We start from the raw sequence: 11,723 nt of genomic DNA, 5'->3' as shown, positions 1-11,723 counted from the left end.
TCGTCGCAAGCCGCAAGAGGCGAGGGTAAAGCTCCGCCCCGACGCGGTCCGTCTGCGCGTAGGTGTAGCGCGGATGCAGCGCCGAGAGCTTCACCGAGATGCCGGGCGCTTCGTAGATGCTCCGGCCTTGCCGCTTCCCGCCGATGGCGCGGATGGCGTGCTCGTACGACGCGAGATAGGCCAGCGCGTCGGCGTCGGTCATGGCCGCCTCGCCCAGCATGTCGAAGGAATAGCTGAAACCTTGGGCTTCGAAGGGCGCCGCGTGGTCGAGCGCTTCCTCGATCGTCTGCCCGGTGACGAACTGGCGACCGACGAGCCGCATCGCAAGATCCAGCGCCTTGCGGATGACCGGTTCGCCACCCCTCCCAACAGCACGCGTCAGCGCCGCGCCGAACCCTTCCGCCTCCTGCGCGGAAACGAGCCGCCCGGAAACAAGCAACCCCCAGGCCGACGCGTTCACGAAGAAGGACGAGCTTTTGCCGGCATGCGCGCCCCAGTCGCCTTTCGCGAGCTTGTCGCGGATGATGTGGTCGCGCGTCTTCGCGTCCGGGATGCGAAGCAGCGACTCGGCGAGACACATCAGCGCCACGCCCTCGCGGCTCGACAGCGCGAATTGCTTCATCAGCGCCTCGACGCCAAAGCCGCCCTTCTTCTCGGCGCGAAGCTCGGTCACAAGGCGGCGCGCGAGGGCGGCAACATTCGCCGCTGTGTCGGGTTCCAGGCGGGCGCGGGCGACAAGCGGCGGAAGAATGTCGGGTTCCGGAGCGCGGGTGGCCTTGCGGATTTCCGCGCGATGAGCGGCACTTCCCCCGGCTTCGAAAACCCGGTCCATGATGTTCATTTCGACCCTCCGCAACGCCCGCACCTCGCCCGCGAACCCGCACAGCGCGCGGGGCTGACTGAAGCACCACCTTGGATATTTGATGTTTTGTCGCAGGCAACAAGAGCGGCGAAGCGAGAAAGGCGTTGCGAGGGGGCAGAATGAGCGTAACATGACTGAACAGTCAGTCATTTTGAGCTTGGCAATGACGCAAGATGATCGTCCCGAAAACGTGGCCTCCCGGAGCGAGGCGGACACGGCCGCGACGGAGCGCAAACGCCCCTCGCAGGACGAGCGCCGTGCGGCAATCCTCGCCGCCGCCTTCGAGGTCTTCGCCGATCACGGTTTCGCCGCCGCGCGCCTGGAAGACGTGGCCCGCAAGGCTGGCGTCGCGAAGGGCACGCTCTACCTCTATTTCCCGGATAAGGAAGCGCTGTTTGAACAGCTTCTGCTGAGCTTCGCCAACCCGTTGCTCTCTCGGATCAATGCCATCGCGGTTCTGCCCGATGTGCCCGCGCCGGTGATTCTGGAGCGCATCATTGCTCTGTTCCAGACGGAGATCATCGGGACGGAGCGCGAGAAGATGCTTCAGCTTCTCATCTCGGAAGGCCCACGCTTCCCGCGCATCGCCGAATTCCATCACCGCGAAGTGGTTTCGCGGGGGCTCTCGGCAATTCGCGCCGTGGCCAAGCGCGGGTTCGAGCGCGGCGAACTTTCAAGCGACGCGCTGGTAAAATGCCCGCAGCTTTTTTTCTGGCCGCTGCTGGGCGTTGTCATCTGGCGGTCGCTGTTCGGACGGCTCGATCCGCTCGACGACGCGACCGCCATAGATGCTCACCGCGATCTGCTCGGCCTCATCAAGAAGGAGAAGCCGGAATGAAACGCATCCTTCTCATCGCTCTTGCCATTGTCGCGGCAGGCGGCGGCTACTGGTGGTACAGGGTCAGCCACGAGGCCACCGGCGAGTTGCGCCTTCATGGCAATGTCGAGGTGCGGCAGGTGAACCTCGGCTTCAAGGTGGCCGGGCGCATCGAGACGCTGGCGGTTGACGAGGGCGACAGGGTCCACACCGGACAGACGCTCGCCTCTCTCGAAAAGATCTACTTCCGCGAATCGTTGGCGCAGATGCGCGCGCAGGCCGATCAGGCGGCGGCGAATTATGCGAAGCTCAAGGCGGGCTACCGCGTCGAGGAAATCGCGCAGGCACGCGCTGCGGTCGCCGAGCGCGAGGCCACGCTTGCGAACGCCACCATCACACGCAAGCGCGCCGAGTCGCTATTGAAGACCCCCGCCGGATCACAGAAGGTGTTCGACGACACGCAGGCGGCGGAGCGGCAGGCCGAGGCGCTGCTCAATTCCGCGCGTGAGGCGCTGAGGCTTCAGGAAGCGGGCTACCGCAAGGAAGACATCGCCTACGCCAAGGCGCAACTCGACGAGCGCAAGGCAGTCACCGCAACCATCGAGCGGCAGCTTGCCGATGCGGACCTCATCGCGCCGGGCGATGGCACCGTGCTCTCGCGCGTTCGCGAGGTCGGCGCGATCGTGCAGCCGGGCGAAACGGTGTTCGTCGTGAGCCTCACGAGTCCCGTCTGGGTGCGCACATATGTAACCGAGCCGGACCTTGGCCGCATCAGGCCCGGCATGCCGGTGACGGTCCATACCGACACGCCGGGCGGAAAGGTCTATCGCGGCAAGGTCGGCTTCATCTCGACGGCGGCCGAGTTCACGCCGAAGACCGTGCAAACCGACGAACTTCGCACCTCGCTCGTCTATCGCCTGCGCGTGGTGGTCGATGGCAACGATGAAGAGCTTCGGCAGGGCATGCCGGTGACGGTGGAGCTTGCGCCCGCCTCCGAAGGCACGCCGGTTGCGGGCACCGCGCCATGACCGGCGGTGCCGCCATCGAGGCGATGCCGGACGCGGCTCCGATGGCGATTGCGCGCGACCTCGTGAAGCGCTTCACGCCGGACGGGCCGCCCGCGCTCGACACGCTGTCCTTCGCCATCAAGCCGGGGCAGGTGACGGGCGTCGCGGGGCCGGACGGCGCAGGCAAGACGACGCTGATGCGGCTCATGGCAGGGCTTCTGACGCCCACCTCCGGCTCGCTCACCGTCTGCGGCTTCGACACGATCCGCGACTCGATCGCGTTGCATCAGTCCATCGGCTACATGCCGCAGCGCTTCGGCCTCTACGAGGATCTCACCGTTTTCGAAAATCTCACGCTCTACGCGGACCTGCGCGGCGTCGTCGGCAAGGAGCGCGACGACACTTTCAAGCGCCTTCTGGCCTTCACCGATCTCGCGCGCTTCACCGACCGTCTCGCGGGCGCGTTATCCGGCGGCATGAAGCAGAAGCTCGGGCTTGCCTGCGCCATGCTGAAAGCGCCGCGCATCCTGCTTCTCGACGAGCCGGGCGTCGGCGTCGACCCAATTTCGCGGCGCGAGCTTTGGCAGATGGTGCACGAACTGACGGGCGAGGGCGTCGCCGTCGTCTGGACCACGGCCTATCTCGACGAGGCGGAGAATTGCGCCGAGGTCATCGTGCTGAACGAGGGCAAGCTGCTCTATCAGGGCGAGCCGAAAGTGATGACGGCGCGCATCGGCGACCGTGCTTTCCTGCTCGAAGGCGCGGGGGCGGAGCGGCGTGTCGTGCTGGAGCGCGCGCTGGCAAGGCCCGACATCATCGACGGCGTGTTGCAGGGCGCCGCTGTGCGTCTCGTCACAAAGGAAGGCGCGCCGCCGCCAAGGCCCGAGGACATCGAGACGGCGCAGCCGATCACCATCAGGCCCGCGAAACCGCGCTTTGAGGATGCATTCGTCGTCATGCTCGGCGGCCAGCCGAAGCGCACGCGTGAAATGAAGTCCGCCGGACAGATCGAACACCGCGAAGGGCCCGCTGTCGAGGCGCTGAACCTCACGCGGCGGTTCGGCAACTTCACCGCCGCGGACAACATTTCCTTCTCGATCCGGCGCGGCGAGATCTTCGGGCTGCTCGGCCCAAACGGCGCGGGCAAATCTACCACGTTCAAGATGATGTGCGGGCTCCTGCGCCCGACGTCCGGCACCGCCCGCGTCGATGGCTACGACCTCTACAGCGCGCCTGCGGCCGCGCGGTCCCGCCTCGGCTACATGGCGCAGAAATTCTCGCTCTACGGCGATTTGACCGTGCGGCAGAACCTCGACTTCTTCGGCGGCGCGTACGGGCTCATGGGACGCGCAAAAAGCGAAGCCATCGAGCGCGCCATCGCCGCGTTCGACCTCGGGCCGCATCTTTCAACCAATGCGGGGCAACTGCCGCTCGGCTTCAAGCAGCGCCTCGCGCTCGCGGCGGCGATCCTGCATAACCCGCCCGTGCTGTTCCTCGACGAGCCGACCTCCGGCGTCGATCCGATTACGCGCCGCGAGTTCTGGGGCACGATCAACGCCATGGTGTCCGGCGGCGTGACCGTGATGGTAACGACGCATTTCATGGACGAAGCCGAATATTGCGACCGCGTGGCGCTGATCTATCGCGGGCGCTGCATCGCGCTCGATACGCCGGACGCGTTGCAGGCGCGGGTGAAAACGCCCGAGCTTCCCAACCCGACGCTTGAGGACGCGTTCATCGCGCTTGTCGAGGAGCAGGATAGCCAACGGCAGGCGGAAGGCGCGGGAGCGCGCCTCGGGACGGCGGCATGACGACGCTCGAACGCACACCAACAGACGCGGCCCCTTTGGCTGCCGCACCAGCGGAACCCGATGCAGCGCGGCGCGACCGAACCGGCCGCTTCCGCCGCATGAAGGCGCTCATCCGCAAGGAGACGCTGCAAATCGTGCGCGACCCGAGCAGCCTCGTGATTGCGGTGGTTCTGCCGATCCTGCTCCTGTTCCTGTTCGGCTTCGGCGTGTCCTTTGACGTGACGAAGATGCGCATCGGCCTCGTCATCGAGGAGCCGACCCCTGAAACGGCGCGGTTCGAGGCTTCGCTCAGCAACACGCCGTGGTTCAGGGTGCAAGTCGCGCATGACCGGCGCGCGTTTCTCGACGATCTCACCGCCTCGCGCCTCGAAGGCGTGATCGTGCTGCCGGGCGACTTCTCCGAGCGGCTCGGCCGGGGCGATTCCGCCGCCGTGCAGATCATCACCGACGGCACGGACCCGAACACCGCCTCGCTCGTCAACGGCTATGCGCAGGGCGCGTGGCAAAGCTGGCTCCTGCAATCCGCGCTATCGGGCGGCAAGGAAGGCGCGGCCCCCATCTCCACCGACCCGCGCTTCTGGTTCAACCCGGAGCTTGAGAGCCGCCGCTTCCTCGTGCCCGGCTCCATCGCGCTGATCCTGATGATGATCGGTTCGCTGCTGACAGCGCTCGTCGTGGCGCGCGAATGGGAGCGCGGCACCATCGAGGCGCTGCTGGCGACGCCCGCGAGCGTGACGGAATTCCTCGTCGGCAAGGTCGTGCCGAACTTTGTGCTCGGCCTGTGCGCGATGGCGGTCTCGGTGCTGTTCGCGATCTTCGTGTTCGACGTACCGATGCGCGGATCGGTGTGGGCGCTGCTCGCCGCCTCGACGGCCTTCCTGCTCGTGGCGCTGAGTTCCGGGCTTCTCATATCCTCGCTCGCGCGGTCGCAGTTCCTCGCAAGCCAGATCGCGATGATAACGGCTTTCCTGCCCGCGCTGTTCTTCTCGGGGTTCATCTTCGAGATTTCGAGCATGCCCGGACCGTTGCAAGCGTTCTCGGCCATCATCCCCGCGAAGTATTACGTGCGGAGTCTCCAGACGATCTTCCTCGCGGGCGATGTGGGCGCAGTGCTCGTGCCTTCGATCCTGATCCTCGCCTTCATGAGCCTGGTATTGATGCTGCTGACGGCGCGTTTCTCGAAAATGAGGCTCGACTGACATGCCCCCGAGACTGCTCGCGCTCATAGTCAAGGAACTGCTCGCCGCGTTTCGCGACCCCAAAGCGCGTATTGCATTTATAATACCGCCGCTGATGCAGGTGTTTCTTTATGCCTATGCGGCGACGCTTGAGGTGAAGCACGCTTCCATCGCGGTCTTGAACGAGGACTGGGGCGAGACCTCGCGTCAGCTGGTGACCCGCCTCGAGCGCTCGTCCGCCTTCGCGCCGATCCTCTGGCTCAAGAGCGACCGCGAGATCGTGCCCGTCATCGACAGCCAACGCGTTGTGGCCGTCGTCCGCATCGGGCAGGATTTCTCGCGGAAGGTGGCAGCGCGCGAACCGGCGACCGTGCAGGTGATCCTCGACGGGCGGAAATCGAACACGGCGCAGATCCTGAACGGCTATATCGGCAGCATCGTGACCCAGTTCGCGATCGATCAGGCCATGGGCGGTACCGACCCGCCCGACATCAGCACGGTGGTGGAGCGCTCCTGGTATAACCCGAACCGTGATTATGCCACGACCATGGTGCCGAGCCTCGTCGCGACGCTCACCATGACCACCGTGCTCATGATCATGGTGATGTCGGTGGCGCGGGAGCGCGAACTCGGCACCTTCGAGCAACTTCTCGTGTCGCCGCTTCAGCCGCATGAAATTCTCATCGGCAAGGCGGTGCCGGGCCTCATCGTCGGCTTCGTGCTGGCGACCGCGATCATGTTGATCGTGACGCAGTTTTTCCGCATCCCGATGCTCGGCTCGCCGCTGGTGCTCTATGCGGGGCTGTTCGTGTTCCTGCTCGCCATCATCGGCGTGGGCCTGTTCATTTCCTCGCTCGTCTCGACGCAGCAACAGGCGATGCTGGGCGCGATGGTCTACATGATGCCGGCGATGATGCTCTCGGGCTTCACAAGCCCCGTACAGAACATGCCGGACTGGCTCCAGCCCGTCGCGCTCATGAATCCGCTGACGCATTTTCTGGTGATCGTGCGCGGCGTCTTCCTGCGCGACATGCCGATGGCGCTCGTCGCCGAGCGCATCTGGCCGATGCTGTTCATCGCAGTGTTCACGCTGACCGCGGCGGGGTGGCTGTTCCGGCGGAAAATTTCGTAGAGCAGCGGCGGGCCAACGCAGCTTTTGCCAGGCGGCGGTTCGCGGGATGAGCCTCAGATACGCACGAGGTCGGCGCGCTTGCGGGTGCGGCGGCCGAGCAGCGCTTTCCTCGCACCGAGGAGGCTCATCTGGAAGCGCAGTTGCGCGGCGCGTTTGTTGACCGAGCGCACGGCCTTTCCGAGGGCATCATGCAGCATGCGAGCGAGTGAGCGGTGCGGCTTTGGCGCTTTCGGTGGATTCGGTGCGCGGTCCATCTCGCTTTCTCCTTCCTGCACTGCGGGGAGCGGGAACAGATGAAAAATCGCGAGATCCTTGGCGGGCGGGTCGAACGCCTGGCGGTCGTTCGAGGCGATCATCACCGGCATGCGAGCTATCAGCGCTTTCGCTCCACGCTGTGTCACGATGTAGGCGGCGGCTCCGGGCCAGCCGCCTGACGGCAGAAACACAAGATCGCGGCCAGCAAAAGCCGATATCTCGATGAAAGGGATCTTCGCACGGGGAAACGCGATTTCCAGCTTCAGCACATCGACCTGCGGGGGCAGATGCCGCGCGGCGTCGAGGATGGCCGCGAAATCGGGCGAAAGGCGCACGTCGTCTTCGAGGATGCAAGCGAGCGGCAGGTTTCGCGCGACGATGGTTTCGAGAATCGCACGGTGGCTCAGGAAGCAGCCGATCTCGCCCGGATTGCGGCGCCGCCGTCCTTCCCATAGGTGCGCCGGTGCGACGGCTTCGAGTTCGTCCTCGCTCAACAATTTGCCGGCGACGGCGGGAAAGCGCTCAAACGCGAGGCCGAGCGCGTCGAGCCGCTCCTTCATCGCGGCGAGGCGGTGCGGCGCGCTGTCAAGGTTAAGCAGGAAAATAGGCATCGAAGACATGACGCGCCGTCGCTGAGAAAGTTTGAACGAAACGTTCTTCCGAGATTATCACGGCTCTTTTAAGGGATCTGTTGCAAAATAGAAAGACACATTTGTGGATCGCGCGTCCGCCCGCTCCGAGCAGCAATTTTGCGAGTAGGTCTCTTGATAATTGCGCGCGCGAGTTCACTGGCGCAGCGGATAACTCCCGCATAAGAAGGTGTGCAAAACGGGGGGCGCGCGCCATGAACTTGATCGATTTCCTGCATCCCGGCAGCGCCTACACCGGCGAAACGCTCAGGACCGGCTCAATGGGCGGCACGCAAAGCTCCGTCGTGCATCTTGCGGAGGCGCTCACGGAGCGCGGGCACGACGTGCGTGTGTTCAACGGTGTCGCGAGCCGACAGCGTACATTCGGCGTCGAGTACCTGCCGATCGAGGATGCCCGCGCCCGAACGCGGGGCGACGTGGGGATTTCGGTTGCAGCCCCCAAGGCTTTCTGGATGGCCTCGTTCCGCGTCCCCATCCTGTGGTTGCACAATCCGCTGAAGGGATTTCGGCAGGTTCGTCGAGGTTCCGTTCTGCCGCTTCTGAAGGCGCGGCCGCATTTCGTGCTTCTCGGCGACTACCACGTCCGCAACGTCCCGCGCTGGCTACCGTCGAGCGGTCGAAGCATCATCCATCACGGCATCGCCGAGGAGTTTCACCGGGAAAACATCGCCGACGCAGCGCCTCCGCCGCGCGCGATCTTCACCTCGCAGCCCTATCGCGGGCTGGACTGGCTTCTCGGTCTGTGGCCGGAAGTGCGAGCCAAGGTGCCGGGCGCGCGGTTCGACGTGTTTGCACCGAAGGCACATCAGGCGAATGCCAACGCCGCCAAGGCCGCGCTGGAGGGCGTCCTGTTCCGGGGCAGCGTCGCGCGCGGTGCGCTTGTGCAGGAACTGGCGAGCGCGCGTGTTCAGCTCATCCCCGGACATCGCGACGAGACTTATTGCCTCGCCGCTGCCGAAGCGATTGCATCGGGGGTGCCGGTGGTGACGCTCGGTGAAGGATCGTTAAGCGAGCGCGTGCGCGACGGCGAAACGGGGTTCATCGCGAAGGACAGGGACGAGTTCATCGCACGCAGCGCAGCGCTTCTCGCCGACGACGCGCTTTGGACAAGGATGCACCGCGCCTGCCTCGCGGACAGCGCGCTCGCTACTTGGGATGCGCGCACGGGTGAGTGGGAAGCGCTGTTCGAGCGGCTCGCTACGCCGCGCTAGATCGGGCGGCGAGTACTCATCCGGTCGATGCTGAAGGAGCGGCCGTTATCAGCCCGCTCCAAGTTCTTGTTCTGATGGCCAGAGCGAATTGCGCGTCCACTTTTGCAAACTCAAGCGGCTCTTGCGTCGCGAAGCTCAGTGCGTGAGACAGGCTCCCCGCCATGGCTGACATCGTCGTCGGGCGCGGGCAACAGAAGCGGCTTTTCCGGTCCGTTGAGCACCCGCTGCTTGAAGATGCGCACGGTATGCAGGCGGCGCGGCCCGGCTTCCATGATCTCGAACGTCACGCCTGAATGATGGTGAATGAGCTGCCCGCGTTTCGGGAAACTTCCAACCATTGCGAGAATCAGGCCGCCGAGCGTATCCACATCGTCGGTCACGCCGGGCGTGGCGAGGGACAGGCCGAGCACCTGCTCCACATCCTCGATCGGCGCGCGGGCGCTCGCAACGAAGGTTTCGTCCTTGACCGCGATGGAGAACTCATGGGCGTCGTCATGCTCGTCGGCGATGTCGCCCACGATGGAATCCACGAGATCCTGCAAGGTGACAAGACCGTCAGTGCCGCCGAACTCGTCCACGACGATGGCGAGATGCGTCGTCTTCGCCTTCATCTTTGCGAGGAGAGCCAGCGCCGACATGGAAGCGGGCACGAACAGAACCTCGCGGACCAGCTTCGAATCCGCGATGGTCGTCTTCAGCACGTCCTGGCTGAGGTCCACCTGGCCCTCTTTGGCGCCGTGCTTCATCACCCACACCATGGCGTCCTTGATGTGGACCATGCCGATGGCGTCGTCGAGGCTCTCGCGATAGACGGGTATGCGGGCGTGGCCCTCCTGCGCGAAAAGCGCGAGCAGGTCGCCGACCGTTTGCTGTTCCTCAGCCGCCACCACGTCCGCGCGCGGGAGCATGATCTCGGAAACCTTGGATTCGCCAAATCCCAGCACATTGAGGAGCATCATGCGCTCCTGCTGCGACATCGACTTGTCGTCTTCGCCTGCGCTTTCGGCGATGGCGCTTTCAAGCGTGTCGCGCAACGTCTCGTTGCTGGCGAACCCGAGATTGGCGGCCATCCGCTGCAACCATCCAGCGGAAGGCTTCGATTTCCCCGTGTCGAGCAATATTTGTGGAGGCATGGCTTTGAGGTGTGTGAGCCCTGTTATGGAGGTCAAAGTGTCTGAGCGGAGTTGCTCGTATCATCCCGATAAGGATCGGGAATGCCGAAGCGGGCAAGGATGACGCGCTCGGCGGCTTCCATTGCGTCGGCGTCGGCATCGGCTTCATGGTCGAAGCCGACCAGATGCAGAACGCCGTGCGCCACGAGATGAGCGGTATGCTGGAGAGGCGTCTTCGCCTGTGCTTGCGCCTCGCCCACGACCGCGTCGTAAGACAGCGCAACATCGCCGAGGAACGCGGGTTCATCTTCGAGAACGGCAGAGCGTGCAGCTTCGGGCGACGGGAACGATAGCACGTTGGTGTCGGCATCCTTGCTGCGGAACACCTTGTTCAGCGAACGAACCTGCTCGCCGGACATGAGGGCCACGCTTACGCAGGCGTCCTCCGGCGTCAGACCGGCCTCGCGCAAGGTTTCGGCTACGAGCTTGGGGATGAGGTCTTCCAACCCATCAACGGATACCCAGCGATCATCCTCGATCGAGATATCCGTGCCTATTCGGTAGGGCTCGCCTTCCCCGCTCGGATCGGGGTCCGAGGAGGCATTCGTTTCGGAAGCTGTCATATGCGGTGTCATGGTCTTCTTAATTTAGCGCTTTGTTTCGTATGCTTCAATAATTCTCCCGACAAGCGGGTGACGAATCACGTCTGCACGCGTGAAAGCAATATGCGCAATGCCTTCCACGCCGTCGAGCACGCCGAGCGCATGGGCGAGGCCCGAATGCTGGCCAGCGGGCAGGTCGATCTGCGAAGGGTCGCCTGTGATTATCATGCGGCTGCCCTCGCCGAGGCGCGTCAGGAACATCTTCATCTGCATGATGGTGCAGTTCTGCGCCTCGTCGAGAATGACGATGGAGTGCGCGAGCGTGCGGCCGCGCATGAAGGCGAGCGGCGCGATTTCGATCGACTTCGTCTCAAGCCCGCGTTCCACCTTTTCGGCGGGGAGCACATCATAGAGCGCGTCGTAGAGGGGGCGAAGATACGGGTCGACCTTCTCTTTCATGTCGCCGGGCAGGAAGCCGAGGCGCTCACCGGCTTCGACGGCGGGGCGCGAAAGCACCAGCCGGTCGACCTCGCCACGTTCGAGGCAACCCGCCGCATGGGCGACCGCGAGGTACGTCTTGCCGGTGCCCGCCGGGCCGGTGCCGAACACCATTTCGCGGGATTGAAGAGCCTTGATATAGTTCGATTGCGCGGGGGTTCGCGCGACGATGGTGCGCTTGCGTGTCTTGAGTTCGCCGACATTCGGCACAGGTTGCGCCACCGCGAGCCCCGAGCCGCCTGAACCGGGCCCGCCTGTCAGGTGGCGAATCGCACCGTCGACATCGCCCTGCGACAGGGTGCCATCGCCCTTGGCGCGGCCATACAGCGTTTCCAACACCGTTTTCCCCTGAAGGCACGTATCCTTTTCGCCGTCGAGCACGACAACATTGCCGTGTACCACAGCGCGAAGGCCAAGCCTGTTTTCGATGAGGGCGAGATTGACATCGAACTCGCCCAACACATCGGCGAGCTTTCGGTTATCGTCGAACGTGATTTCAATCCGGTAAAGGGATTGAGACGATTGCGACGGCTTCGAGCCGGCACGCCAAGCCTGACGCGAGGTTGCGCTCATCGATCGCCGTGGCGG

11 protein-coding genes are annotated in these 11,723 nt (G+C 64.5%); 6 read left to right on the top strand and 5 right to left on the bottom strand.

Annotated elements, in window-relative coordinates; all coding sequences use genetic code 11:
- A partial coding sequence (locus T281_RS06175) for a proline dehydrogenase family protein (protein ID WP_037235802.1) occupies positions 1 to 841 on the bottom strand: 841 nt, incomplete at its 3' end.
- Between the two features lie 184 nt (positions 842 to 1,025).
- Here T281_RS06175 and T281_RS06170 point away from each other — a divergent pair.
- From T281_RS06170 to T281_RS06150, 5 genes are read left to right on the top strand one after another with little or no spacing between them, the layout of a single operon-like run.
- Positions 1,026 to 1,700, top strand: coding sequence for a TetR/AcrR family transcriptional regulator (locus tag T281_RS06170; protein ID WP_052037157.1), 675 nt, complete (start codon positions 1,026 to 1,028; stop codon positions 1,698 to 1,700).
- On the top strand, positions 1,697 to 2,707 hold the full coding sequence (gene hlyD, locus T281_RS06165; protein ID WP_037235800.1) for a secretion protein HlyD: 1,011 nt from the start codon (positions 1,697 to 1,699) through the stop codon (positions 2,705 to 2,707). Before T281_RS06170 ends, hlyD begins: the two co-directional genes overlap by 4 nt.
- Entirely contained in the window at positions 2,704 to 4,497 is a 1,794-nt protein-coding gene (locus T281_RS06160) for an ATP-binding cassette domain-containing protein (RefSeq protein WP_155955128.1), read from the top strand. The genes hlyD and T281_RS06160 overlap by 4 nt, the downstream gene beginning before the upstream one ends.
- A complete protein-coding gene (locus T281_RS06155; RefSeq protein ID WP_081796631.1) occupies positions 4,494 to 5,696 on the top strand; it encodes an ABC transporter permease in 1,203 nt (400 codons plus the stop codon). The genes T281_RS06160 and T281_RS06155 overlap by 4 nt, the downstream gene beginning before the upstream one ends.
- Position 5,697: 1 nt before the next feature.
- Entirely contained in the window at positions 5,698 to 6,807 is a 1,110-nt protein-coding gene (locus tag T281_RS06150; protein ID WP_037235797.1) for an ABC transporter permease, read from the top strand.
- 53 nt (positions 6,808 to 6,860) lie between these two features.
- On the opposite strand, the gene T281_RS17500 is transcribed toward T281_RS06150, so the two are convergent.
- Complete coding sequence (locus T281_RS17500; RefSeq protein WP_052037155.1) at positions 6,861 to 7,682, bottom strand: glycosyltransferase family 25 protein; 822 nt, start codon at positions 7,680 to 7,682, stop codon at positions 6,861 to 6,863.
- A gap of 224 nt (positions 7,683 to 7,906) precedes the next feature.
- Here T281_RS17500 and T281_RS17495 point away from each other — a divergent pair, with 224 nt between their 5' ends.
- Positions 7,907 to 8,923: a glycosyltransferase gene (locus T281_RS17495; RefSeq protein ID WP_052037154.1), complete on the top strand. Its 1,017-nt coding sequence runs from the start codon at positions 7,907 to 7,909 to the stop codon at positions 8,921 to 8,923.
- 110 nt (positions 8,924 to 9,033) lie between these two features.
- Here T281_RS17495 and T281_RS06135 read toward each other — a convergent pair whose 3' ends face one another.
- The 3 genes from T281_RS06135 to T281_RS06125 all read right to left on the bottom strand — a co-directional run bounded on the left by T281_RS06135 (position 9,034) and on the right by T281_RS06125 (position 11,708).
- Positions 9,034 to 9,993, bottom strand: coding sequence for a hemolysin family protein (locus T281_RS06135; RefSeq protein ID WP_052037152.1), 960 nt, complete (start codon positions 9,991 to 9,993; stop codon positions 9,034 to 9,036).
- 95 nt (positions 9,994 to 10,088) lie between these two features.
- Positions 10,089 to 10,658: an rRNA maturation RNase YbeY gene (gene ybeY / locus T281_RS06130; protein ID WP_052037151.1), complete on the bottom strand. Its 570-nt coding sequence runs from the start codon at positions 10,656 to 10,658 to the stop codon at positions 10,089 to 10,091.
- A gap of 24 nt (positions 10,659 to 10,682) precedes the next feature.
- The gene (locus tag T281_RS06125) at positions 10,683 to 11,708 is read right to left on the bottom strand and encodes a PhoH family protein (RefSeq protein ID WP_052037149.1); all 1,026 of its coding nucleotides are present in this window, start codon (positions 11,706 to 11,708) and stop codon (positions 10,683 to 10,685) included.
- Positions 11,709 to 11,723: the final 15 nt, after the last annotated feature.

Source organism: Rhodomicrobium udaipurense JA643 (genome assembly GCF_000636015.1).
GTDB classification, from domain to species: Bacteria; Pseudomonadota; Alphaproteobacteria; order Rhizobiales; family Rhodomicrobiaceae; genus Rhodomicrobium; species Rhodomicrobium udaipurense.
This window is presented reverse-complemented; position numbering and strand designations above follow the sequence as displayed.